Below are 23,827 nucleotides of genomic sequence, written 5' to 3'. Positions count from 1 at the left end.
TGGCTGCCAGCACCATCACATCACGTCAAAGCGGACAATCTACTTGCTACAAAACCGGACAGTTCTATTTGCTGCTGACACCTGCGATGGCAGGGTGTTGTGAAATTACGCATTGCGTAATAACATTACGATAACTTCGAAATCGACCTCACGCCATGACCTCTGCTGCCCCGCCTGTTGCTGCCCGCTGCCCCGTTGACCACACCACGTTGGCCCAGCCGCGCGACCCGAACGGTTGCCCGGTGAGTGCCCGCGCCGCCGCCTTCAACCCTTTCGAGCCGGCTTACATGCAGGCCCCCGGCGACTACCTGCGCTGGGCACGCGAGCAGGAACCGGTGTTCTGGAGCCCCCAACTGGGTTACTGGATCGTGACCCGCTACGAGGATGTGAAGGCGGTTTTCCGCGACAACATCTTGTTCTCGCCTGCGGTGGCGCTGGAGAAAATCACCCCGGCCACGCCGGAGGTGATGGGCATCCTGCAGTCCTACGGTTTTGCCATGAACCGCACCATGGTCAACGAGGACGAACCCGACCACATGGCGCGCCGCCGCCTGTTGATGGACGCCTTTCTGCCCGAGCGCCTGGCCACGCTGGAGCCCATGATCCGTGCGCTGGCCCGCGAGTACATGGACCGCTTCATCGACAAAGGGCGCGCCGACCTCGTGGCCGAGATGTTCTACGAGATCCCGCTCAACATCGCGCTCAAATTCTTGGGGGTGCCCGATGAGGGGGCAGAGCAGTTGCGTCAGTTTGCCGTGGCCCACACGCTCAACACCTGGGGCCGTCCCACCGCTCAAGAGCAGCTGGATATTGCCCACAACGTGGGGCGCTTCTGGCAGACGGCGCAGAACATCCTGGACGGCATGCGTGCCCAGCCCGATGGCGAGGGGTGGATGTATGAAACCATCCGCCAGCACCTCAAGCACCCCGACGTGGTGCCCGAGTCCTACCTGCGCTCGATGATGATGGCCATCCTGGCCGCCGCGCATGAGACCACGTCCAACGCCACCGCCAACGCCTTCCACACGCTGCTGACGCACCGCCAATCGTGGGACGACATCTGCGCCAACCCGGCCTTGATTCCGAACGCCGTGGAGGAATGCCTGCGCGTGGCCGGCTCCATCATCGCCTGGCGGCGCCAGGCCACCGCAGACACGCAGGTGGGTGGCGTGGCCATCCCCAAGGGCGCACGTTTGTTGCTGGTACAGGCCTCGGCCAACTTCGATCCAAGGCATTTCGAGAACCCAGACGACATCGACGTGTACCGCGAAAGCGCGGTGGAACACCTCACCTTTGGCTACGGCGCCCACCAGTGCATGGGCAAGAACATCGGCCGCATGCAGATGCGCATCTTCCTGGAGGAGTTTGTGCGGCGCCTGCCCCACATGCGCCTGGTGCCGGGGCAGGCCATGAGCTACCTGTCCAACACGTCCTTCCGTGGGCCAGATGCGCTGTGGGTGGCGTGGGAGCCGGCGCTGAACCCGGAGCGCAGCGGGTCCAGGCAGTTGCCCCCGGCCGGTGCGTTTTTCATTGGCCCGCCGCCCAAGGCCTCCATCGCGCGCAGCGTGGTGCTGCGCGAAAAACACGCGGAGGGCGAGGGGCTGTTTCGCCTGGTGCTGGCCGATCCCCAGGGCGCTGTCTTGCCCGCCTGGTCGGCCGGCGCCCACGTGGACCTGATCGCCGGCGGTTTCCGCCGCAAGTACTCCTTGTGTGGTGAGGCCAACGACCGCTCGACGTTGCAGGTGGTGGTGCAGCGCGAAGCCGATGGGCGCGGCGGCTCGCGCCACTTCTGCGACCAGCTTGAGGTCGGCACGGTGCTTCAGCTTTCAGGCCCCAAGAATCTGTTCAAGCTTGACGAGTCGGCGCGGCACGTCGTGCTGTTTGCGGGTGGCATCGGCATCACACCGGTGATGGCCATGGCCGACCGCCTCAAGCACCTGGGCAAGTCCTACGAGATCCATTACGCTGGGCGCTCGCGTGCGCAGATGGCCTTGCTGGCGCGGCTGGAGCGAGACCACGCGGCCCACCTGCACCTGTACGTGAAGTCGCAAGGCCAGCGCTTGTCGCTGCCGGCTGTGTTGGCCGACGTGACCGCTGACACGCGCATTTACGCCTGTGGCCCCGACCGCCTCATCAGCGAGCTGGAAAGCCTGAGCGAGCGTTGGCCGGCCGGTGTGCTGCACTTCGAGCACTTCAACGCCGAAGGCACTGCACTTGACCCCTCGAAAGAACACGCTTTTGTGGCCCAGCTCAAGGACTCCAACGTGGAGGTCGCGGTGGCGGCCGACCAGACCTTGCTGCAGGCCCTGCAGAGCGCCGGTTTTGACGTGCCCTGCGACTGCAACGAAGGCCTGTGTGGCACCTGTGAGGTGGCGGTGGTCGAAGGCGATGTGGACCACCGCGACAAGGTGCTGACCAAGGGCGAGCGCCAGACCAACCGGCGTTTGATGGCGTGCTGTTCGCGCGCAGCGGGCCAGCGTATCGTGCTGGCGCTCTGAGCCGGTTCTATTTGGTGAGAATCAGCTTGCCTTGACGCGTGGCCTGCAAGCGGTAACGCTGGCCTTCGTGGTCGATCTCGATCACCCGCTGGCCGCGCAACAGCTCGCTGCTGGGAATGGGCGCAGGCGTGCCCACCGCCTGGCCAGCGCTGCTGGCCGGTGCATTCACAGGGGCCGGAGCGGGTGCCGGTGTCATGGGCTGGGCTCGGTGATGAAGCCGATCTTGCGCACACCGGCGCGCTGTGCCGCTGCCATGGCCTGGGTCACGCGCTCGTAACGCACGGCCTTGTCGCCCCGAATGTGCAGTTCGGGTTGTGGGTCCTGAGCGCCGGCCAGGGCCAGGCGGTTGAACACCTCGGTGTCGTCCAGTTTTTCGGCGTTCCAGTAGTAGCCGCCGTCGGCATCCACGCTGAGGCGGATGGTTTCGGGTTTGTCCTGGCTGCGCTCGTTGCTGGCGCGCGGCAGGTCGATGTTGACCGCGTGCTTCATCACCGGCACGGTGATGATGAAGACGATCAGCAGCACCAGCATCACGTCGATCAGCGGGATCATGTTGATCTCGCTGAGCATCTCGTCGTTGTCGTTCTCAAAGCTGGAAAAAGCCATGGGGTGCTCCAGCGGTCAGGCTTTTTTCATGGGCACGACTTTGCCTTCGCCGCCGGCACTCACGCGGGCACCGGTGACGAAGTAGGCGTGCAGGTCGTGGCCAAAGCGGTTGAGCTTGTGCAGCACGCCCTTGTTGCCGCGCACCAGGGCGTTGTAGCCCAGCACCGCAGGGATCGCCACGGCCAAACCCAGCGCCGTCATGATCAGCGCCTCGCCAATGGGGCCGGCCACTTTGTCGATGGTGGCCTGGCCGGCCGCGCCAATGCCCAAGAGCGCGTGGTAGATGCCCCACACGGTGCCGAACAAGCCCACAAACGGCGCGGTTGAACCCACCGATGCGAGCACCGCCAGGCCGCCTTGCAGCCGCGCGGTAAAGTCGTCGATCGTGTTGCGCAGCGCGCGCGTGACCCAGTCGCTCACGTCCAGCGAGTCGTGCAGCTGGGGCTTGTTCTGGCCGTCCTGGTGCAACACGTGGCGGGTGGCTTCACGACCTTGCAGCGCCAGTTGACGGAAGGGGTTGCCTTCGTCTTCGCCGAGCTTGTTCAGACCATCGGCAAAGTCGTTGCTGTGCCAAAAACTTTCCACCTGCTGCGCTTGCGCACGGTGGCGGCGCAGATCCAGTGCCTTGACGATGATGACCATCCAGCTCGCCAGCGACATGCCCAGCAACAGCAGCGCGACCGTGCGGGTGACCCAGTCGCCCTCGTTCCACACGTGGGCCAGACCCATAGAGGTTTCCATGAACATTTACTCCAGTACAAAGTTGATCGGTACGTTGAACCACATGGCCTCGGGCACGCCTGCGCGTTTGCCCGGCACGTAGCGCCAGCGGCGCACGGTGTCGAGCGCGGTCTGGTCCAGCCGGTCGAAGCCACTGGACTGCGCAATTTCGGCCTTGGAGGCGCTGCCGTCGGTTTCGATGAACACCCGAACCACCACCTTGCCCTGTTCGCCCAGCCGCTTGCTCAGCGGCGGGTAGGCAGGGCGCGGGTTGTTGAGGTAGTCGGCGTTGCTTGACGGCAGTTCGATGCGGGGTGGCGCGGGCGGCGCAGCAGGGGCCGGCGTCGGTGGCGCAGGCGCCACCGCCACGGTGATGGGCGGTGCGGGTGGTTGGGGCCGCGTCGTGCCCGTGGGGGCGTTGGGTGCAGGCGTGGGATCGGCGATGGCCACTGGCACCGGGGCCGGTGGCAGAGGGGCGGGTTTGACGGGCGTTTTTTGCACCGGTTGCGGTTTCGGTTGGGGCGCGGGTGGCGGTGGCGTGACGATGGACTTGGCCGGTTCGATGAACTCCACCAGCACCTCGGCCGGCACCACCATTTCGACCGCGCGCCGCAGCAAACCGCTTTGCAGCGCCCACAAACCACCCACGTGCAGGGCCACCACGCCCAAGGCGATGGCGGTGTTGCGGGGGAGCAGGGGTGGGCGGGGCATGGAACTCGGCGCGGCCGCACCCGCAGCGGCGGGGGCGAAGGAAGTCGTGAGCGGGTTCATAGTGTAGGAAAAGCCAGGGCTGGGCAGGTGTTGTCAGGGGCGAAGCACCCAGTGGGCCGCGAGCAACACCAACACCAGTCCAAGCGTCAGAAACATGTTTGCATTCTAAATGAGAATTGGTTGCATTCGCGAAAATGCCGCCATCAATCGGGCAAATTCAGCAATTCTTTGCCCACGTTCGCCAAAGTGCGGCAGCCACACAAGGCCATGGCCACTTCCAGCTCGTCGCGCAACAGGCGCAGCACGTGGGCGACGCCCAAGGCTCCGGCATTGGCCAGGCCGTGCAGCACGGGGCGGCCCAGCATCACCGCGTCGGCGCCCAGGGCGATGGCCTTGAGCACGTCGGTGCCACGTCGCAGGCCGCCGTCCACGATCAGGGGCACGCGTCCGTCGATGGCGTGGGCCATGGCAGGCAGCAGTTGCGCCGTCGCGGGCACGGTGTCCAGGGTGCGGCCACCGTGGTTGGACAAGACCACCCCATCGGCCCCCAAGTCGATGGCCAATTGCGCGTCGGCCGGGTGCGTGATGCCCTTGAGCAGCAAGGGCAGGTGGGTCTGGCTGCGCAGCCAGGCGACGTCGTCCCAGTCGGGGGCCAGGGGCAGCAGCTGATCGAAGATGCGGCTTTGGCCAGGCACGGGTGTGGCGGCAGCGGGGGGCGGCGCCAGGTGCACGGCGTGTGTACCGGGTGGCAGGCGAAAGCCTTGGCGGCGCTCGGTGTCGCGCACACCGTTGACGGGCGCGTCCACGCTCAGCACCAGGGCTTCGAAGCCACAGGCCTCGGCACGCCGCACCAGGGCCAACGTGGTGTCGCGCGGGGCCTGCCAGTACAGCTGAAACCACAAGGGGCCACGCCCGGCCTCGTTCAACACCAAGGGTAGCACCTCTTCCATGGGCGTGTTGGACTGCGTGCTCAGCACAAAGCCTGTGCCCTGCGCCGCCGCCGCCAGGGCGGTGGCGGCTTCGCCATGGGGGTGCAGCAGCTTCTGGTGCGCCATGGGGGCCACGATGAGGGGGCTGGGCCATTCGCGCCCCAGCAGTGTGGTGCGGGTGTGACCACCGTCCAGGCGGCGCAGCACACGCGGGTGCAGCGGCAGGTGCTGCCAGGCGGCGGTGTTGGCCGCCAGCGTGTGTTCGTTGGCGGCGCCGCCTTGCACGTAGGCCCAGGTGGCGGGCGCCACATGCTGCTGCGCCCAGGCTTCGTGGTCGGCCAGTGAAACGATGTCGTTGGGAATGCCGTTCGCAGGGGGCCTCACGTCTGGCTCCACATGCGCAGCAGGTTGTGGTACGTGCCTGTGAGTGCGGTGGTTTCGGGGCTTTCGCCGTGTTGGGTGCGTAGGCGCAGCAGGTTCATGTCCATGTCGAACAGCAGGCGGCGCTGTTCGTCGCTGCGCACCAGGCTTTGGACCCAGAAAAAGCTCGCCCAGCGCACGCCACGCGTGACCGGGCGGACTTCATGCAGGCTGGTGCCGGGGTAGAGCACGGCGTGGCCGGCGGGCAGCTTGACCGTGTGTTGGCCGTAGGTGTCGTGCACCACCAGTTCGCCGCCGTCGTAGTCGTGGGGCTCGTTCAGGAACACGGTGCAAGACACGTCGGTGCGGATGTGCTGGCCATCGGCCAGCAGGCGCACCGCGTTGTCGATGTGGGGGCCGTAGTGCTGGTCCTGTCCTTGTCCTCGTGCCTCGTAGCGGTTGATGTGGGGCGGGAACAGTTTGTTGGGCAGGGCGGCCGACAAAAACAATGCGCTGGTGTTCAAGCGCTGCAATACCAAGGCCCGGATGTGTACCGCCGTTTCGCAGTCGCGTGGCAACTGCTCGTTGTTTTTCACCTGCCGAGCTTGCGCACCCGCGCTCAGGCGGCCATCGCTCCAGGGCGCGTTGCGCAGCAGGTGTTGTGCGGAGGCGATGTCTTCGGCGCTGAGCAGTTGGGGCAGTTCAATGAGCATCGGTCGGGCTTTCAGCAAAAAAGCCGCCCCATGGCTGGGGCGGCATCAAATACCTTGGAGAAAAGCGGTGTCAGTGCATCAGAACTTGAAGCTCGCGGTGACCTGCAGCATGCGGCCCGCACCGGGGATGTAGTGCGCGGGGTAGAGCTGGTCGGCGTAGAGCTTGTTGGTGATGTTGCTCAGGTTGGCCTTGAGGACGATCTTGTCGAAGTCGAACTTGTACTCGGCCATCAGGTCGGCGGTGACGTAGCTGGGCACGTTGAAGGCCGCGCGGGTGGGCGCCTGCTTGCCACGGAAGTTCAGGCCGCCGCCCACACGCAGCTTGGGCGTGAGCTGGTAGGTGGTCCACACCGTGCCACTGTGCACCGGGGTGAGCGAGGGGCGGTCGCCCACGCGGTCGCCGATGGTCGCTTGTGAGCAACCGCCGGTGGCGGGGCAAGGCGCTGCACGGTCCACCTTGGCCACGGGCAGCCACATGTAGGAGCCGAACACCTCCCACTTGGGTGTCAGGCGGCCGCTGATGTCGGCCTCGAAACCGGCCACATGGCGTTTGCCGCTCAAGGTGACGATGGGCAGGTCGGGGTCGGTGTTGCGCTCGTTGAGTTTGGTGGAGCGGAACAGGGCCAGGCGGGTGGTGAAGCGCTTGTCGGCCGAGTCCAGTTTGGCACCGAGTTCGATGTTGATGCTCTTTTCCGGCGGCGTGTCCACGTTCGAGGCGCCCAGCGAATACGCGTCGCCCGAGGTGTTGAACGACGTGCCGGCCGAGAAGTGGAACGAGTGCAGCTCGTTGGGCTGGAACAGCACGCCGGCGCGCTGGCTCAGCTCAGACACTTTCATGCGGTAGCTGCTGGTGGTGATGGGGCCTGGCGCGTTGGTGGGAATGCCGTGGCTGTCGTAGTCACCCTGGAGGTTGTCGTAGCGCAGGCCCCCGACCAGCTTCCAGTGCGGCGCGACTTGCACCACGTCTTGCACGTAGGCGCCAAAACCCGTGGCCACGTATTCGTTGCCCACACCAAAGACGCGGGTGCTTTCGTCCACCCAGGCGCCGTCATTGGGGGTGCCGGCGGTGGTGGTGGGTTTGGTGATGTTGACACCGCCTTGTGCCGCATTACGCGCGGCATAAACGACTTTTCGCTCCCGCGAATAGTCCACGCCCGCCATCAGCTGGTGCTTGACGCCCAGGGCCTCAAACTTGTTGCTGAAATCGCTCTGCAGGTGCACGTTTTTCATGTCCTGCACCTTGAGGTGGGTGCCGCGTGTGAACACGGTGCCCGGCCCGAAGTTCTCCAGGGTGGTCGCCACACCGCCGGGTTGCTGGGCCGCACCGGCCAGGCGGATGGCGCCCGAGCGTTGGTCGCGGTTGAAGTCGCCATAGCGGAACTGGGTCTTCAGCTCGCTCTCATGGCCGAAGCGGTGTGTGTGCGCGAAGCCCAGGATGGTGCCGCCGCTGTTGTTGTAGTCGCTGGCCGCGCCATAGTAGTTGGCCGGGTCCAGCGGCAGCAGGCGGCGGTCGGTGGCAGGTGCGCCGGTGTCGGGCGTGATGAACGGGATGCCGTAGTTGATGCCGTTGTTGTTGTCCAGGTGGAACAGGCTGGCCTGGAACTCGTCACGTTCGCCAATGCCCCAGCGGTAGGTGGCGGCCACGCCTTTTTTATCGAGGCTGCGGCCGGTGCCATCGTTTTTGGCGGTGGTGGCCATGGCGTTCAGACGCAGCGCGGCGCTGTCACCGGTCTTGAGGTTGAAGTCACCGGTCACGCGGCGGTAGGCGTGGCTGCCCACCGTCACATCCACCTGGTGCTCGTCGATCAGGCGTGGCGTTTTGCTCACCTGATTCACAGCGCCGCCGGTGGAGCCACGCCCGAACAGCATGGACGCCGAACCGCGCAGCAGTTCCATGCGGTCCATGTTGAAGGTGTCGCGGTCGTAAATGGCCGGATCGCGCATGCCGTCGATGAACAGGTCGCCCGTGGCCTGCAGCGCAAAGCCACGCAGGCGGATGTCTTCTTCGCCGCCCTCGGCCGCCAAGAAGCTGATGCCGGCGGTGTTTTTCAGCGCTTCCTTGACCGTGTCCAGGTTGCGGTCGTCGATCAGTCGCTCGGTGACCACGGTCACCGATTGGGGAATGTCGCGCAGTTGCTGGTTGCCCTTGCCGATCGTGCTCTGGGTGGCGCGGACCGCGTCTTTGCCTTCGGGGGCTTCGGCTTGTTCTTTCACGGTCACGGTGGACAGGGTGGCCGCGTTTTGCGGCGCAGGCGCGGTTTGTGCCATGGCGCTCATGGAACCCACCAACAGCATCGCGCCCAAGGGCAAGAGCATGGGCGATGGCGACAGGGTGGCGGCGGGGCGGGCGGGCGCGGCGTGGGTGTTGCGGCGGGTTTTTTTGCGGGACATGCGAAGTCAATCGGCTGAGGTTGTCGGCTGGCTGGCTTCGGGGATGACTCCGCTTGCGTGGCTGGCTGGAATCGGAAGTATAAACTAAATGCGAACTATTCGTAATAACGTGTAAAGTTGCTGCGCCGCACAACAAAAGCTATGGGGCTCATACCCACTATCAATAGCGGGATGTCATAGAACGACCCTATACTTCAGGTCATGGCGGAAACGCCTATCGACTTTCATCAACCCATAGGAGCTGACTCATGTCCATGATCAACGCGCTGTCCATCATCAACACCCCGGTGCAAGCCTTCAAGACCACCGCCTTCGTGAACCGCAATGGCAAGGGCGAGTTCATTGAAGTGACCGAAAAAGACCTGCACGGCAAGTGGTCTGTGCTGATCTTCATGCCGGCTGCTTTCACCTTCAACTGCCCGACCGAAATTGAAGACGCGGCCGACAACTACGCCGAGTTCCAGAAGGCCGGCGCCGAGGTCTACATCGTCACCACCGACACCCACTTCTCGCACAAGGTGTGGCATGAGACCAGCCCCGCCGTGGGCAAGGCCAAGTTCCCCCTGGTCGGCGACCCGACGCACCAGCTGACCCGCGCCTTTGGCGTGCACATCGAAGAAGAAGGCCTGGCCCTGCGCGGCACCTTCGTGATCAGCCCCGAAGGCGTGATCAAGACCATGGAAGTGCACTCCAACGAAATCGCCCGCGACGTGAAGGAAACCGTGCGCAAGCTCAAGGCCGCCCAGTACACCGCCGCCAACCCCGGCCAGGTGTGCCCCGCCAAGTGGAACGAAGGCGCCAAGACCCTTGCTCCCAGCCTGGACCTCGTCGGCAAAATCTGATGCCCGTTGAGGGTTGAGCGTTGGGCGTTCGGCGGTTTCCCGCCGAGCGTCCCTCCCTCAGCACTCCACCTTGTTCAGTGATCGGTGTTCGGCTCTGTGCTTGAACGTCGGGCTTTGCCCTGGCCAATGCACGCCGCTGAACGCCCAACCAGAAGGAAATCCCATGCTTGACGACACCCTCAAATCGCAGTTGCAGCAGTACCTGGGCATGTTGCGCCAGCCGATCCAGCTGATCGCTTCGCTGGACGACAGCACCACCGGCGTCGAGATGCGTGAGCTGCTGGAGACCATCGTCAGCCTGTCGGACAAGGTCACGCTGGACACCTCGGGCACCGACGCACGCAAGCCCTCGTTTGTGGTGGCCCGTGCCGGCGAAACCCAGGGCGTGCGTTTTGCTGGCTTGCCGCTGGGCCACGAGTTCACCTCGTTGGTGCTGGCTTTGCTGTGGACCGGCGGCCATCCCCCGAAGGTGGAGCAGGATGTGATCGACAGCATCAAGGCCTTGGACGGTGACTTCAACTTCGAGGTCTACATGTCCCTCTCTTGCCACAACTGCCCGGACGTGGTGCAGGCGCTGTCGCTGATGGCCATCCTCAACCCCAAAGTCAAGACCGTGGTGATCGAAGGCGGCGCCTTCCAGCAAGAGGTGACCGAGCGCGAGATCATGGCCGTGCCCATGGTCTTCATGAATGGCCAGGTGTTTGGGTCCGGCCGCATGGACGTGGCCGAAATCGTGGCCAAGCTCGACGTCAACGCCGCCCAGCGCGATGCCGCCAAACTCAGTGCCAAAGACCCGTTTGACGTGCTCATCGTGGGTGGTGGCCCGGCCGGTGCCGCTGCGGCCGTGTACGCCGCCCGCAAGGGCATCCGCGTGGGCGTGGCGGCCGAGCGTTTTGGTGGCCAGGTGAACGACACCATGGCGATTGAGAACTACATCTCGGTGCTGGAGACCGACGGCCCCAAATTTGCCGCCGCGCTCGAAGCCCAGGTGCGCCACTACGAGGTGGACATCATGAACCTGCAGCGCGCCGACAAGCTGATCCCGGCGGCCCAGCCGGGTGGCCTGGTGGGCGTGCAACTGGCGAACGGTGCCACGCTGCAGGCGCGCAGCGTCATCCTGTCCACCGGCGCGCGCTGGCGCAATGTGAACGTGCCCGGCGAACAGGAATACAAGAACAAAGGCGTGGCCTACTGCCCGCACTGCGACGGCCCGCTGTTCAAGGGCAAGCGCGTGTCGGTGATTGGCGGTGGCAACTCGGGCGTCGAGGCCGCCATTGACTTGGCGGGCATCGTGCAGCACGTCACCTTGATCGAATTTGCCGACCAGCTCAAGGCCGACGCCGTGCTGGTGAGCAAGCTCAAGAGCCTGCCCAACGTGACCATCCATGTGAACGCGCAGACGACCGAGATCACCGGTGCCGATGGCAAGGTCAACGGCCTGAAGTACAAGGACCGCGTGAGTGGCGTTGAGCACCTGGTGCCGCTGGAAGGTGTGTTCGTGCAGATTGGCCTGGTGCCCAACACCGAGTTCCTCAAGGGCACGGTTGAGTTGAGCCGCTTTGGCGAGATCGTGGTCGATGCCAAAGGCCACACCAATGTGGAAGGTGTGTTTGCGGCCGGCGATTGCACCACCGTGCCCTACAAACAGATCGTGATCGCCGCAGGTGAAGGCGCCAAGGCCGCACTCAGCGCTTTCGACCACCTGATCCGTCAGCCGGTGGCCGACGCGGTGGCCGCCTGACGGCGCCGGGCCAGCCGGCCCGTCACGGGGCGGCGCGGGCGGCCGCCTCTTGCGCCTGCAACTCGCGCCACATCACCTTGCCGCTGCCACTTTTGGGCAGCGCGTCCACAAACGCCACCAGGCGGGGCGCTTTGTAGGCGGCCATGTGCCCGTGTGCCCAGGTCAAGAGTTCCTCGGCGCTGAGCACGTGTCCGGGGCGCAGCACCACCACCGCTTTGACGGTCTCGCCGCGTTTGCCATCGGGGGCGCCGATCACACAGGCCTCTTGGATGGCGGGGTGGTGGTAGAGCAGCGCTTCCACCTCGGCGGGCCACACCTTGTAGCCTGAGGCGTTGATCATGCGTTTGAGGCGGTCGGTCATGAAGAAATAGCCGTCTTCGTCGATGCGGCCCATGTCGCCGGTGTGCAGAAAACGTTTGCCGTCCAGCTCGATGAAGGCCGCTGCCGTGGCGGCCTCGTCGTTCCAGTAGCCCAACATCACCTGCGGGCCATGCACCACGATTTCGCCAGAATCGCCTTTGGGCAGCTCTTCGAGCGTCATCGGGTCCACCACCCGCGCGTCCACGTCGTACACCGGTATGCCCAGGCACTGCGGCTTGGGGCGATGGGGCGGGTTGATGTGGGTGGCGGCCATGGTTTCCGACATGCCGTAGCCCTCCACGTAGTCCAGCCCGGTGAGCTGCTTCAGGCGCAGTGCCACGGCCTCGGGCATGGCCGCGCCGCCACCGCGTATGCCGCTCAGGCTGGAGAGGTCAAAGCGGTCCAGTTGCGGGTTGGCCAGAAAGTCCACCGCCATGGTGGTGATGCATTGCCACACGGTGACGCGGTACCGCTGCATGCAGGTGGCGGCGGTGTCGCGGTCCCAGCGCGGCAGGATGACGATGGTGGCGCCGATGTACAGGGGGCCGTTGAGGCTGCCCGAGAGACCAGTGACGTGGAAGAAGGGCAACACCGACAGGTACACCGCGTCCTGCGTGCGGCCAAACCAGTGCACGCCCCCCACCAGCGTGCTCATCACGCTGCGGTGGGTGTGTTTGCAGCCCTTGGGCCGGCCGGTGGTGCCCGAGGTGTAGGGCATCACGCACAGGTCGTCGGGGCCGGCGGTGTGGGGGCCGGGCGCGCGCTGGGCGGCCAGCACATCGTTCCACGCTTGGGTGTTGGGGTGGGTGAGGGGCTGGGCCGGTGCGCGCACAAAGTCGGGCACGGGCAGATCGGTGGGTTGCTGCAGGTAGTCGCTGTAGGTGGCTACCACCAGGTGTTGCAGCGGCGTGTCGGCGTCGTCCAGCACCGGCAGCAGGTGGGGCAGCAGTTCCTGCGCCACAAAGGCGGCGCGGGCGCCGCTGTCCTGCGCCGCATGGCGCAGCTCGTCGGTGCGGTTCATGGGGTTGATGGGCACGGCCACCGCGTTGGCCCGCAGGATGGCGTAGAAAGCCAAGGCCCACTGGGGGCTGTTCTGCATGTCGATGAGCACCCGGTCACCCGCCTGCACGCCACACACCTGTTGCAGGTGCCCAGCCAGGTGTTCGACCTCGCGTTTGAAGCGCGCGAAGCTGATCTGGGTGTCGTAGAAAACGATGAAGGGCTTGTCGGGGAAACGCGCGGCCGACACCTCCAGGTTGTAGACCAGGCTGGTCTGCGGCAGCGTCAGGTGGTGGGGCAGGCCGGGCGGCCAGTGGGCCAGGTGGGCGGTGTTCAACACGGCGTTGTCTCCTTCGTGCGCATTGTCGGTGGCGCCGCTGTGGCGGGCGTTACCATGCGCGACACCATGGCCGCCACGTCCTCCAACACCCGCCTCGTCTACTCCACCGACACCGGTCGCATCTGCCCCGACTGCGGCCAGCCTCGTACCGCTTGTGTCTGCAAACAGCGGGTGGTGTTGCCCGCGGGCGATGGGGTGGTGCGTGTTCAGCGCGAAACCAAAGGGCGCGGTGGCAAGGCCGTGACGGTGGTGCGCGGCGTGGCGCTGCCACCCGATGCGCTGGCCGCCCTGGGCAAACGCCTGCGCACCGCGTGTGGCTCGGGCGGCACGGCCAAAGACGGTGTGCTGGAAATCCAGGGCGACCACGTCGAGCGCGTGATGGCCTTGCTGGCCGCCGACGGCCACCAGGTCAAGCGCGTGGGCGGCTGAGCGGGCGGCGTTTTCAGCGGGCCAGCCACAGCCGCAGGCGCAGGCCCCAGCCGCTGCTCAGGCCCACGGTGGGCCAACGCAGTTGGCCTTGCGGCGTGATGACGGCAAACGCCGGTACCGCCCCAAAACCCAGCCCGCCCGATACCTGTGCGTGTGGGTCCACCAACGTGTGCCAGGCCAGCCCCCGCCCACGCAGGTAGCGGCCCACCGCTTCGGGCGGACCCGACTGCATGGCCACGGTGAGCACCGGGTGGTCTTGTGCGATGCCGTCCACCGTGCCCTGGATGGTTTTGCAGATGGTGCACCACTCGGCCCACACGTACAGGCCCACATTGCGCCCCGGGTGGCGGGCTTGCAGGGCGGCCAGTTCGGCGCCCACGGTGCTCTGGTGGGGGCTGCCATCGGGGCGGATCACCGTCAGGGCGGTGTTCAGTACCGCATCGGTCAAGGGACCACCGGCCACGTGCCGGGTTTGCCAGGCTTGCGCCGCCCACACGACGGTCACCAGCATGGCCACCGTGATCAGGTGGCTTTTCCAGTTCAGCATCCAGGCCCATACCCGCTGGCGCAGGCTGTTGGTCAAGGCGTTCACGGCGTGCGGAACAGTTCCAGCAGGCGGTCCAGGCCACCGTCGTTGATGGCGACCATGGCCTGCTCGCGCACCTTCGGCTTCGCGTGGTAGGCCACCGACAGGCCGGCCGCGCCCATCATGGGCAGGTCGTTGGCACCGTCGCCCATGGCAATACATTGGCTGGGCGCGATGTTGAGCAGCGACGCCACCTCCAGCAGCGTGCGGCGTTTTTCGGCGCCATCGCAGATGTCGCCCCAGCTTTGTGTGACCAGCTCGCCGGTGAGCGCGTCACCCTCGACGGCGAGGATGTTGGACCGGCTGAAGTCGATGCCCAGACGTTCGCAGACGCGGTGTGCGAAGAAGGTGAAACCACCGGAGACCAGCAGCACCTTCATGCCCACGGCCTGGCAAGCCCGGATGAGTTCGGCCGCGCCCGGGTTGATGCGCAGGCGCTCGGTGTAGACACGCTCCATGTCGGCCAGGGTCACGCCCTTGAGCAAGGCCACACGGCGGCGCAGGCTGTCCTTGAAGTCGGTGATCTCGCCGCGCATGGCGGCTTCGGTGATGGCCGCCACCTCGGCCTTGCGGCCCACGGCATCGGCGATTTCGTCCACACACTCGATGTTGATGAGGGTGGAGTCCATGTCAAACGCGATCAGCTTGAAGTCGCGCAGGTTCAGCGGCAGCGTGACGCCTTGGATCACGAGGCCGGGGGCAAATTCGGTGGGGGAGCTCATGGGGTGGAATTATCGGCGCTGCGTTCCACCCACCGGCTCCCCGCCGCTTTCACTGAGGCGTCAGCCCGGTGGCCTTGACCAGCTCCGCGTGCAGCTTGATGTCGGCGGCGATGGTGCGCTGCAGCTCCTCAGGCGTGCTCGGGGCCACTTCGATACCGCTCTCGGCCAGCTTGGTTTTCATCTCGGCGTCCAGGGCGCTGCGCACCGCGCGGTTGAGCTGCTCGATGATGGGGCGTGGTGTCTTGGCAGGCGCCAGCAGGCCAATCCAGGCCGACAGGCTGAGGTCGGCCACACCGCTCTCGGCCATGGTGGGCACCTGTGGCAAAACCGGCGAGCGCTGCGGGCTCATCAGCCCCAGTGCGTGCAGCTTGCCCGACTGGATGTGGGGCAGGGCTTCGGGCAACACAGCGAACATCGCATCCACCGTGCCGGCCAGGGTGTCGTTGACCGCCAGTGCGCCGCCCTTGTACGGCACATGCAGCAAGCGCGCCTGCGTGCGCGTCTCGAACATCAGGCCCCCCAGGTGCTGCGGGCTGCCGTCACCCGATGACGCGTAGGTGAGCTGACCCGGTGCCGCCTTGGCGGCTGCCAGGAAAGCCGCCAGCGTGGGGTACTTCTGTTTGTCCTTGACCACCATCACCATGGGCTGGTTGACCAGACGCGAGACGGGCGCGAAATCGGCCTCGGGGTCGTAGGCCAGGCTTTTGAAGATGCTCTTGTTGGTGGTCAGGAAGGACGCGGGCGAAACGGTGAGGGTGTAGCCGTCCGCGGGTGACTTGGCCACGGCTGGCATGCCAATCTGGCCGGAGCCGCCGGCACGGTTGTCGATGACAAAGGGCTGGCCGGTCTGGGTGTTGAGCTTCTGGCCCAGCAAGCGGGCGATCATGTCCACGCTGCCGCCTGCGGGCAGGGCCACGATGATCTTGACTCCGCGATCGGGGTAGGTGGCTTGTGCCAGCGCCGGTCCGGCGAGGGCGGTGGCGCACAAGGTGGCGGCGAGTTGCAGGGCGGTGCGGCGGGTGGGCATGGTGGGGCTCCGTGTGGATAAGAACAAGGCACTCTCAGCAACTTCCGTGCCGCCCACCGGTGTGCCCTCAGCGCGAGCTGCCGCCGGGCAGCACCCGGGTCAGGGCGCCGATCTGCTGGCGCAGGTCGGGGCCCACCAGGTCGGCCACCGATTGCTGCTCGTTGGTCACGGTCAGCCCTGCCGCCGTCAGTTTGGCCCTCACCTCATCGGTGCTGGTGCCCGCCACCTGGGCCAAAACGCTGATGGGCGCTTGCGCCAGGGCACGCACGGGCGGCGCAAATCCCGGCTCGCTTTTGGCACCGCCAGCGGGTATGAAACTGAGCGCCAACACCAGCGCAAACACACCCATCACCACCCGCGCCGTGGTTTGGGTGAAGTAGCGCTTGAAGGCATTCATGTTGAGCAACAAATGCAGCAGCACACCGATCACCATGGCCCAGCTGAGCCACTCGTGGGCGGTTTTGTTGAGCCCTGAATCGAGGTGGAAAAACATCAGCACGCCGGTGACGGCCGACAGGCCAAAAGCGCCGATCACGAGTGGGGTGATCCAGGGGCGGTGGGCGTTGAGGTTCATGGCTTCCCTTTCAATCTTCAATGGGTGGGCGCCCATCTTGGTGCCCTGGATTGAAGTTTCGTGGCCTGCGCATGAACGCCAGGTGAACGTTGGCCGGGCGGTGCCCAACAAGCGATGTGGGCTTGATCTGCGTCAAGCCGCCGCGACGGCTTTGACCGGCTGCCCCAAACTGCGCAACACATCCCGCACCATCTGCGCCCGGTCCTTGGGTTCTTTCAACTCGCGCTCGATGCGCAGCTTGTCGTTGCCCGCCAGCTTGATGTGTTTGTTCTTCTGGATGAGTTCGATGATGCGCATCGGCTCCACCGGCGGGTTGGGCCTGAAGTGGATGCTGATGACGCCGGGTGCGGCATCGACCTTGACCACACCGTAGGGTGTGCTGAGCACGCGCAGGCGGTGCACGTCGATGAGCGTCTGCGTCTGCGCGGGCGGCTTGCCGAAGCGGTCCACGATTTCCTCCAGCAGCGCATCGATCTGCTCGGTGGTTTTGGCCGTGGCCAACTTCTTGTAGAAGCTCAGGCGCAGGTGCACGTCGCCGCAGTAGTCGTCGGGCAGCAGGGCGGGGGCGTGCAGGTTGATGTCGGTGGTCACGCTCAGCGGGCTCAGCAGATCAGGCTCGCGGCCGGCCTTGAGCGAGGCGACGGCCTCGCTGAGCATTTCGTTGTAGAGCTGGAAGCCCACTTCCAGCATGTTGCCGCTCTGGTTTTCGCCCAGCACCTCGCCGGCACCGCGGATCTCCAGGTCGTGCATGGCCAGGTAGAAGCCGCTGCCCAGTTCTTCCATCTGCTGGATGGCGTCCAGGCGCTGCGCGGCCTGTTTGGTGAGCCCCTCGATGTCGGGCACCATGAGGTAGGCATAGGCTTGGTGGTGGCTGCGGCCCACGCGCCCGCGCAATTGGTGCAGCTGCGCCAGGCCGAACTTGTCGGCGCGGCTCATCACGATGGTGTTGGCCGTGGGCACGTCGATGCCCGTCTCGATGATGGTGGAGCACAGCAGCAGGTTGTAGCGCTGCGCCACAAAGTCGCGCATCACGCGCTCCAGCTCGCGCTCGGGCATCTGGCCGTGGGCCACGGCGATGCGGGCCTCGGGCAGGATTTCTTCCAGCTTCTGGCGCCGGTTCTCGATGGTCTCGACCTCGTTGTGCAGGAAGTAAACCTGCCCGCCGCGCTTCAACTCGCGCAGCACCGCTTCGCGGATCACGCCCGTGCCTTCGTTGCGCACAAAAGTCTTGATGGCCAGGCGGCGCTGCGGCGCGGTGGCAATGACCGACAGGTCGCGCAAGCCTTCCAGCGCCATGCCCAGGGTGCGCGGGATGGGCGTGGCGGTGAGCGTGAGCACGTCCACCTCGGCACGCAGTTGTTTCATCTGCTCTTTGTGGCGCACGCCAAAGCGGTGTTCTTCGTCGATGATGAGCAGGCCGAGGTTCTTGAACTGCGTCTTTTCGCTCAGCAGCTTGTGGGTACCCACCACGATGTCCACGCTGCCGTCCGACACGCCCTTGAGCGCGGCGTTGATTTCCTTGGCCGAGCGGAAGCGGCTCATTTCGGCCACCTTCACTGGCCATTTGCTGAAGCGGTCCACCAGCGTCTGGTAGTGCTGCTCGGCCAACAAGGTGGTGGGGGCCAGAAAGGCCACCTGTTTGCCACCGGTCACCGCCACGAAGGCCGCGCGCAGGGCGACCTCGGTTTTGCCAAAACCCACGTCGCCGCACACCAGCCGGTCCATGGGGCGGGGCGAAATCATGTCCTGGATGACGGCATGGATGGCCGCACGCTGGTCGGCGGTTTCCTCGAAGCCGAAATCGGTGGCGAACTGCTCGTAGTCCTGCGGGCTGTAGCGGAAGGCGTGGCCCTCGCGTGCGGCGCGCCGCGCGTAGATGTTGAGCAGCTCGGCGGCGGCGTCGCGCACCTGCTCGGCCGCGCGCCGCTTGGCCTTGTCCCACTGGCCGCTGCCCAGCTTGTGCAGCGGGGCTTCGTCGGCGCTCACGCCGGTGTAGCGGCTGATTTGGTGCAACTGGCTCACCGGCACGTACAGCGTGGCCTTGTCGGCGTACTCCAGGTGCAGGAACTCGGTGTTGCCGGCCCCAAGGTCCATGTTGATGAGCCCGTGGTAGCGGCCGATGCCGTGCTGCGCGTGCACCACCGGGTCGCCCACGTTGAGTTCGCTCAGGTCCTTGATCAGCGCGTCCACATCGCTGACCTGTTCCTGCTTCTTGCGCCGGCGTGTGGTGGGGCCGGCCGCGAACAGCTCGGTTTCGGTGACGAAGTCCAGCCCGCCTTCGAGCCAGCAGAAACCCACGGCCAACGCCGAGGTGGCGATGCCCACTTTTTCGTCCGACTGTTCGAACTCGGCCAAGCTGTCGAAGGCGGGCGGGCTCAGTTGCGAGGCGCGCAGGAAGTCCAGCAGGCTTTCGCGCCGGCCGTCGCTTTCGGCCAGGATGAGCACGCGTTGCTGGGTGTTGCGGATGTGGGCTTGTAGCCGAGCCAACGGCTCTTCGGCGCCGCGCACCACGGCCAGCTCGCCCAGCTTCTGGAAGTGGGCGGAGTCGTCAACGTCGGCCACGCCGGGGCGCAGCGACAGTTGGGCATGGGCGTTGGCGCCGGCGTAGAACTGCTCGGTGCTCAGGAACAAGGCCTCGGGCGGCAGGGCAGGGCGCTCGGGGTCGCCCTGCACCAGTCGGAAGCGCTCCTTGGTGTCTTGCCAGAAGTGCTGGAAGGCTGGCTCCAGGTCGCCGTGCAACACCACCGTGGCCTGCTCGCCCAGGTAGTCGAAGACCGTGGCCGTTTCTTCGAAGAACAGCGGCAGGTAGTACTCGATGCCGGCGGTGGCCACGCCGTTGCCCATGTCTTTGTAGATGCGGCTTTTGGTCGGGTCGCCTTCGAGCAGCTCGCGCCAGCGGCTGCGAAAACGCGCGCGCGCCGCTTCGTCCATGGGGAATTCGCGCCCAGGCAGCAGGCGCACCTCGGGCACGGGGTAGAGGCTGCGCTGGCTGTCGGGGTCGAAGGTGCGGATGCTGTCGATCTCGTCGTCGAACAGGTCCACGCGGTAGGGCACGGGCGAGCCCATGGGGAAGAGGTCGATCAGGCCGCCGCGCACCGCGTATTCGCCCGGACTCACCACCTGGGTCACGTGGTTGTAGCCGGCCAGGGTGAGCTGGCCCTTGAGCTTGGCCTCGTCCAGCTTTTGCTTGACCTTGAATTCGAAGGTGTAGCCCGCCAGAAAGGACGGCGGCGCCAGCCGGTACAGCGCGGTGGTGGCCGGCACCAGCACCACATCGGCGCCGTTGTCCTTGTTGCGCTGCTGGATGCGCCACAGCGTGGCCAGTCGCTCGCTGATCAGGTCCTGGTGCGGCGAGAAACTGTCGTAGGGCAGGGTTTCCCAGTCGGGAAACAGGGCGCAGCGCAGTTCGGGCGCGAAGAAGCTGATTTCGTCCAGCAGGCGCTGGGCGTCGGTGGCGTCAGCGGTGACGATGGCCGTGGGCCGGCCCGCCGCTTTTTCGCGCTGGCCCAGCTGCGCCAGCAGCAAGGCGTCGGCAGAGCCAACCGGGCGGGGCAGGGCAAAACGTTTGCCAGGGCTGAGTTTGGGCAGGTCCATGGGGCGTGGCTCGACAACACCAATACAAAACACCCCAAACCGTCGGGAGTGGGGTGTGCTGTCGCGATTTTAGAATGGCGCACCCTTATGAACCTGCCCCTGCCCGAATTGCCCCCCGCCCGTGCCGGGCGTGCCCGCCTGTTGGCGCTGTTGCCTTGCGCGGGCCTGGGCAGCCGCGCCGGCACAGCCGGCCCCAAGCAATACCACCCGCTGGCCGGTCAGCCCATGGTGGCGCACACGCTGTCTTCGCTCGCACAGGTTGGCTTTGATGCCGCCCTCGTGGTGCTGGCGCCGGGTGACACCGGTGTGGGCGTTCCCTTGCCGCCCGGCTTTTTTCAGCAGGACTGCGGTGGCGCCACCCGCGCCGACAGCGTGCTCAATGGCCTGGAGGCCCTGGCCCTGGCCGGTGCCGATGCCAACGACTGGGTGCTGGTGCACGACGCGGCCCGCTGCCTCATTGACGCTGAGGACGTGAAGCGCCTGATTCGCACCTGCGAACACGACGCCGTGGGTGGCCTGCTGGCCTTGCCGTTGGCCGACACCCTCAAGGCCGCCGAGACCGACGGCACGGGCGCCGCGCGCAGCAGTGCCACCTTGGCGCGTGGTGGCAAATGGCTGGCGCAGACGCCGCAGATGTTCCGCCTGGGCCTGCTGTCGGACGCGCTACACACCGCGCGCGACAAGGGTTTCGAGCACATCACCGACGAGGCCAGCGCCATCGAAACCCTGGGCCTCTTGCCCCGCCTGGTGCCCGGCAACCCCATGAACTTCAAGCTCACCTTTCCGGCCGACTTTGCGCTGGCCGAGGTGCTGCTGCAACACCGAAAGACCCTGTCATGAAACTGCGTGTGGGTGAAGGCTGGGATGTGCATGCCCTTGTGCCGGGGCGTCGGCTGGTGCTGGGTGGCATCGAGATTCCGCACAGCGCTGGTTTGCTGGGGCATTCGGATGCCGACGCCTTGTTGCACGCCATCACCGACGCGCTGCTGGGCGCGGCCGGCCTGGGCGACATCGGCAGCCACTTCCCCGACACCGACCCGAAGTTCAAAGGCGCCGATTCGGCCGTGCTGCTGGCCGAAGCCCTGCGCGCCGTGCAGGCCGCAGGCTGGCAACTCGTCAACGTGGACAGCACCGTGATCGCCCAGGCGCCGCGCCTGGCACCCCACCGCGAGGCCATGCGCGAGCGCGTGGCTGCGGTGCTGGGGCTGGCGCCCGATGCGGTGAACATCAAGGCCAAGACGGCCGAGAAACTGGGGCCTGTGGGCCAGGGCCTGGCGATTGAGGCGCGGGCGGTGGTGCTGCTTCAGGCGTAGCCCGCAAGTGGTCTGGCGAAGGTTTCGCCGCCGGGCCGCCCCAAGGCGAAACAGCCCCCTCGGGGGGCAGCGACCCGCGCAGCGGCGGAGCGTGGGGGCCTGGATTCAGGCGCGCTGAAGCTTGATGTGTGCGGCCAAGCCACCCGTGCCGGTGTTGGCCAGCGCAAACTCGCCGCCCATGCGGGCGATGGTTTTCTCCACGATGGCCAGGCCCAGGCCAGCGCCCGAGGCCGAGGTGCGTGCGGTGTCGCCCCGGAAAAAGGGCTGCGTGAGGCGGGCGAGTTGTTCGGGGGCCACGCCCGGGCCGCGGTCGCGGAACTTGATCAGCACGGTTTTGTCTTTGACACGCGCGCCGATGTCCACCTCGGCCTTGTCGGTGCCGGGCGTGCGGCCATAGCGAATGGCGTTTTCCAGCAGATTGGCAAACACCCGCTGCAGTTCCACCGCGTCACCGATCACCATGAGCTCGTCCGGCAAGTCCAGCTTGACGCTGAGGTGTTCGTTGTGCTCCAGCGCAAACACCGCTGCGTCAATGGTGGCGTTCAGGCTGATGCGGGTGGTGCTCAGGTGGTCGGCGCGGGCGTAGTCAAGGAATTTGTCGATGATGGCGTTGACCTGCTCAATGTCGGCCGCCATGTGGGTTTTGGCCTGCTCGTCGGCCACACTCATCTCGGTTTCCAGCCGCAGGCGCGCCAAGGGCGTGCGCAGGTCGTGCGAAATGCCCGCCAACATCAAGGCGCGCTCCTGCTCCACCTTGCTCAGCCGCTGCGCCATGCGGTTGAAGCCGATGTTGACTGCGCGGATTTCGCTGGTGGCGACACCTTCGTCGAGGTGGCTGGCGCCGAAGTCGCCTTCGCGCACGCGGCTTGCGGCAAACGACAGGTTCTTCAGCGGCCGGTTGATCAGCCGCGCGATCAAGGCGGCGCCGGCCAGTGACAGCAGCATGGCGATCGAGAGCCACACCAGCCAGGTGGTGCCAGCCACCACGCTGATGCGGGCCGGGTCGGCCTGCAGCCAGTAGCGGTCGGCGTCGATGTTGAAGCCCACCCACAGACCGTCGGTGCCATTGACTTCGCGTGCCACCAGCGTGCCCGGGCCCATGCGTTTGGTCAGTTCTTCGCTGACGCGGCGTGACAGCGCGTCCTGGTCGTAGGGTTTGAACTGGTCCTTGGGCTCGCGTGGCACCACTTTCACGCCTTCTTCGTCCGCCAGGGTTTTGACCAAGGCCACACGCCCGATGGCGTCGGCGTTTTTGAGCGCCGCCCGACTCAGGTTGACCAGCGAGCCGAGCTGCTGCGCGCTCTGCAGCGTGCGCGGCTCGAATTCCAGGGCGCGAAAGGTTTGCAGCCAGGCCAGAATGCAGCCGACCAACAGGAGCGCGAGAAAAAAGAAGGTGCGCCAGAACAGGCTGATGCCATGGGGGCGTGGCATTTCCAGCGGCGCGGCCGTCGAATCGGGGCCGCGATCGGTGTGAGGCTTGGGGCGTCCCATGGTGTGCTCCTGTTCGCTGCGGTGGTCAGGCCTGTTCGTCGGGCACAAACACATAGCCCACACCCCACACGGTCTGCAGGTAACGCGGGGCGGCGGCGTCGGTTTCGATCAGCTTGCGCAGGCGCGACATCTGCACGTCCAGGCTGCGGTCGAAGGGTTCGAATTCACGTCCCCGCGCCAGCTGCGCCAGCTTTTCACGCGACAACGGCTGGCGTGGGTGGCGCACCAAGGCCTTGAGCATGGCGAACTCGCCGGTGGTCAGCGGCACGTCCTCGCCGCTTTTGCGCAAAGTGCGCTGGCCGAGGTCAAACTCGAACGGCCCAAACTTCACCACCTGCTGCTCCAGCGACGGGGCGCCCGGCACCTCGGGCGGCGGGCGGCGGCGCAGCACGGCGTGGATGCGCGCCAGCAGCTCGCGGGGATTGAAGGGCTTGCCCAGGTAGTCGTCGGCGCCCACCTCCAGGCCCACGATGCGGTCCACGTCCTCGCTTTTGGCGGTGAGCATGATGATGGGCGTGCGGTCGTTGGCGGCACGCAGGCGGCGGCAGATGCTCAGGCCGTCTTCGCCGGGCATCATCAGGTCGAGCACGATCAGGTCCACCGAATCGCGCAGCAGCAGGCGGTTGAGGGCGCGGCCGTCTTCGGCCACGGTGACTTCAAAGCCTTCTTGCGAAAGGTAGCGGCGCAGCAGGTCGCGGATGCGGGCGTCGTCGTCAACGACCACAATTTTGTTCGGACGGTGGGAGCCGGTGGCGCTCATGGAGGTCTCCTTCATTTGTAACAAAAGCGATTCTGGCAGCGCTAAGTGATTGTCACGGCTTATTTTTAAATTTTGTTTCCAAGGCTTACACATGTTGCGGTGTGAGGCATGCGGTCACCGT

21 protein-coding genes are annotated in these 23,827 nt (G+C 65.9%); 6 read left to right on the top strand and 15 right to left on the bottom strand.

What is annotated here, in order from left to right; genetic code table 11:
• Nucleotides 1-155 precede the first annotated feature (155 nt).
• Entirely contained in the window at nucleotides 156-2,498 is a 2,343-nt protein-coding gene (locus ACFQU0_RS10360; RefSeq protein ID WP_382200430.1) for a cytochrome P450/oxidoreductase, read from the top strand.
• Nucleotides 2,499-2,505: 7 nt separating this feature from the next.
• Here the strand turns inward: ACFQU0_RS10360 and hemP are convergent, their stop codons facing one another.
• The 7 genes from hemP to ACFQU0_RS10325 all read right to left on the bottom strand — a co-directional run bounded on the left by hemP (nucleotide 2,506) and on the right by ACFQU0_RS10325 (nucleotide 8,928).
• Nucleotides 2,506-2,694 carry a hemin uptake protein HemP gene (hemP, locus tag ACFQU0_RS10355; protein ID WP_382200428.1) on the bottom strand — a complete coding sequence of 63 codons (189 nt, stop codon included), beginning with the start codon at nucleotides 2,692-2,694 and terminating at the stop codon, nucleotides 2,506-2,508.
• Nucleotides 2,691-3,104, bottom strand: a complete 414-nt coding sequence (locus ACFQU0_RS10350) for an ExbD/TolR family protein (RefSeq protein ID WP_382200426.1) — start codon at nucleotides 3,102-3,104, stop codon at nucleotides 2,691-2,693. The genes hemP and ACFQU0_RS10350 overlap by 4 nt, the downstream gene beginning before the upstream one ends.
• A gap of 15 nt (nucleotides 3,105-3,119) precedes the next feature.
• Nucleotides 3,120-3,845, bottom strand: coding sequence for a MotA/TolQ/ExbB proton channel family protein (locus tag ACFQU0_RS10345; RefSeq protein ID WP_382200424.1), 726 nt, complete (start codon nucleotides 3,843-3,845; stop codon nucleotides 3,120-3,122).
• A 6-nt stretch (nucleotides 3,846-3,851) separates the two neighbouring features.
• Complete coding sequence (locus ACFQU0_RS10340; protein WP_382200422.1) at nucleotides 3,852-4,535, bottom strand: energy transducer TonB; 684 nt, start codon at nucleotides 4,533-4,535, stop codon at nucleotides 3,852-3,854.
• 203 nt (nucleotides 4,536-4,738) lie between these two features.
• Nucleotides 4,739-5,848 (bottom strand): alpha-hydroxy acid oxidase, encoded by a 1,110-nt coding sequence (locus ACFQU0_RS10335; RefSeq protein WP_382200420.1) that lies wholly within the window; start codon nucleotides 5,846-5,848, stop codon nucleotides 4,739-4,741.
• Nucleotides 5,845-6,537 (bottom strand): Fe2+-dependent dioxygenase, encoded by a 693-nt coding sequence (locus ACFQU0_RS10330; protein ID WP_382200418.1) that lies wholly within the window; start codon nucleotides 6,535-6,537, stop codon nucleotides 5,845-5,847. The genes ACFQU0_RS10335 and ACFQU0_RS10330 overlap by 4 nt, the downstream gene beginning before the upstream one ends.
• Nucleotides 6,538-6,615: 78 nt before the next feature.
• Nucleotides 6,616-8,928, bottom strand: coding sequence for a TonB-dependent receptor (locus tag ACFQU0_RS10325; RefSeq protein ID WP_382200416.1), 2,313 nt, complete (start codon nucleotides 8,926-8,928; stop codon nucleotides 6,616-6,618).
• 266 nt (nucleotides 8,929-9,194) lie between these two features.
• On the opposite strand from ACFQU0_RS10325, the gene ahpC reads away from it, so the two are divergent.
• Together ahpC and ahpF are read left to right on the top strand one after the other, a co-directional pair.
• The gene (gene ahpC, locus ACFQU0_RS10320; protein ID WP_382200445.1) at nucleotides 9,195-9,770 is read left to right on the top strand and encodes an alkyl hydroperoxide reductase subunit C; all 576 of its coding nucleotides are present in this window, start codon (nucleotides 9,195-9,197) and stop codon (nucleotides 9,768-9,770) included.
• Between the two features lie 163 nt (nucleotides 9,771-9,933).
• A complete protein-coding gene (gene ahpF / locus ACFQU0_RS10315) occupies nucleotides 9,934-11,511 on the top strand; it encodes an alkyl hydroperoxide reductase subunit F (protein ID WP_382200414.1) in 1,578 nt (525 codons plus the stop codon).
• A 22-nt stretch (nucleotides 11,512-11,533) separates the two neighbouring features.
• On the opposite strand, the gene ACFQU0_RS10310 is transcribed toward ahpF, so the two are convergent.
• Nucleotides 11,534-13,207, bottom strand: a complete 1,674-nt coding sequence (locus tag ACFQU0_RS10310) for a long-chain fatty acid--CoA ligase (protein ID WP_382200443.1) — start codon at nucleotides 13,205-13,207, stop codon at nucleotides 11,534-11,536.
• Nucleotides 13,208-13,264: 57 nt separating this feature from the next.
• On the opposite strand from ACFQU0_RS10310, the gene ACFQU0_RS10305 reads away from it, so the two are divergent.
• The gene (locus ACFQU0_RS10305) at nucleotides 13,265-13,639 is read left to right on the top strand and encodes a translation initiation factor Sui1 (protein WP_382200412.1); all 375 of its coding nucleotides are present in this window, start codon (nucleotides 13,265-13,267) and stop codon (nucleotides 13,637-13,639) included.
• 13 nt (nucleotides 13,640-13,652) lie between these two features.
• Here ACFQU0_RS10305 and ACFQU0_RS10300 read toward each other — a convergent pair whose 3' ends face one another.
• From ACFQU0_RS10300 to mfd, 5 genes are all read right to left on the bottom strand, one after another.
• The gene (locus ACFQU0_RS10300) at nucleotides 13,653-14,231 is read right to left on the bottom strand and encodes a thioredoxin domain-containing protein (RefSeq protein ID WP_382200411.1); all 579 of its coding nucleotides are present in this window, start codon (nucleotides 14,229-14,231) and stop codon (nucleotides 13,653-13,655) included.
• A complete protein-coding gene (gene serB / locus ACFQU0_RS10295) occupies nucleotides 14,228-14,947 on the bottom strand; it encodes a phosphoserine phosphatase SerB (RefSeq protein ID WP_382200409.1) in 720 nt (239 codons plus the stop codon). Before serB ends, ACFQU0_RS10300 begins: the two co-directional genes overlap by 4 nt.
• Nucleotides 14,948-14,996: 49 nt before the next feature.
• The gene (locus ACFQU0_RS10290) at nucleotides 14,997-15,974 is read right to left on the bottom strand and encodes a Bug family tripartite tricarboxylate transporter substrate binding protein (RefSeq protein WP_382200407.1); all 978 of its coding nucleotides are present in this window, start codon (nucleotides 15,972-15,974) and stop codon (nucleotides 14,997-14,999) included.
• 67 nt (nucleotides 15,975-16,041) lie between these two features.
• Nucleotides 16,042-16,548 (bottom strand): DUF4405 domain-containing protein, encoded by a 507-nt coding sequence (locus tag ACFQU0_RS10285; protein ID WP_382200406.1) that lies wholly within the window; start codon nucleotides 16,546-16,548, stop codon nucleotides 16,042-16,044.
• A gap of 132 nt (nucleotides 16,549-16,680) precedes the next feature.
• Nucleotides 16,681-20,142, bottom strand: a complete 3,462-nt coding sequence (gene mfd, locus ACFQU0_RS10280) for a transcription-repair coupling factor (protein WP_382200404.1) — start codon at nucleotides 20,140-20,142, stop codon at nucleotides 16,681-16,683.
• An 87-nt stretch (nucleotides 20,143-20,229) separates the two neighbouring features.
• Between mfd and ispD the strand changes: the two genes are divergently transcribed.
• Both ispD and ispF read left to right on the top strand, forming a co-directional pair.
• Nucleotides 20,230-20,982 carry a 2-C-methyl-D-erythritol 4-phosphate cytidylyltransferase gene (gene ispD / locus ACFQU0_RS10275; protein ID WP_382200402.1) on the top strand — a complete coding sequence of 251 codons (753 nt, stop codon included), beginning with the start codon at nucleotides 20,230-20,232 and terminating at the stop codon, nucleotides 20,980-20,982.
• Nucleotides 20,979-21,455: a 2-C-methyl-D-erythritol 2,4-cyclodiphosphate synthase gene (gene ispF / locus ACFQU0_RS10270; protein WP_382200400.1), complete on the top strand. Its 477-nt coding sequence runs from the start codon at nucleotides 20,979-20,981 to the stop codon at nucleotides 21,453-21,455. The genes ispD and ispF overlap by 4 nt, the downstream gene beginning before the upstream one ends.
• 105 nt (nucleotides 21,456-21,560) lie before the next feature.
• On the opposite strand, the gene ACFQU0_RS10265 is transcribed toward ispF, so the two are convergent.
• A complete protein-coding gene (locus tag ACFQU0_RS10265) occupies nucleotides 21,561-22,946 on the bottom strand; it encodes a sensor histidine kinase (RefSeq protein WP_382200398.1) in 1,386 nt (461 codons plus the stop codon).
• Nucleotides 22,947-22,971: 25 nt separating this feature from the next.
• Nucleotides 22,972-23,706, bottom strand: a complete 735-nt coding sequence (gene ompR / locus ACFQU0_RS10260; RefSeq protein WP_382200396.1) for an osmolarity response regulator transcription factor OmpR — start codon at nucleotides 23,704-23,706, stop codon at nucleotides 22,972-22,974.
• Nucleotides 23,707-23,827 lie beyond the last annotated feature (121 nt).

This window comes from Hydrogenophaga defluvii, assembly GCF_042665235.1.
In the GTDB taxonomy this organism is placed as follows: Bacteria; Pseudomonadota; Gammaproteobacteria; order Burkholderiales; family Burkholderiaceae_C; genus Hydrogenophaga; species Hydrogenophaga defluvii_A.
This window is presented reverse-complemented; position numbering and strand designations above follow the sequence as displayed.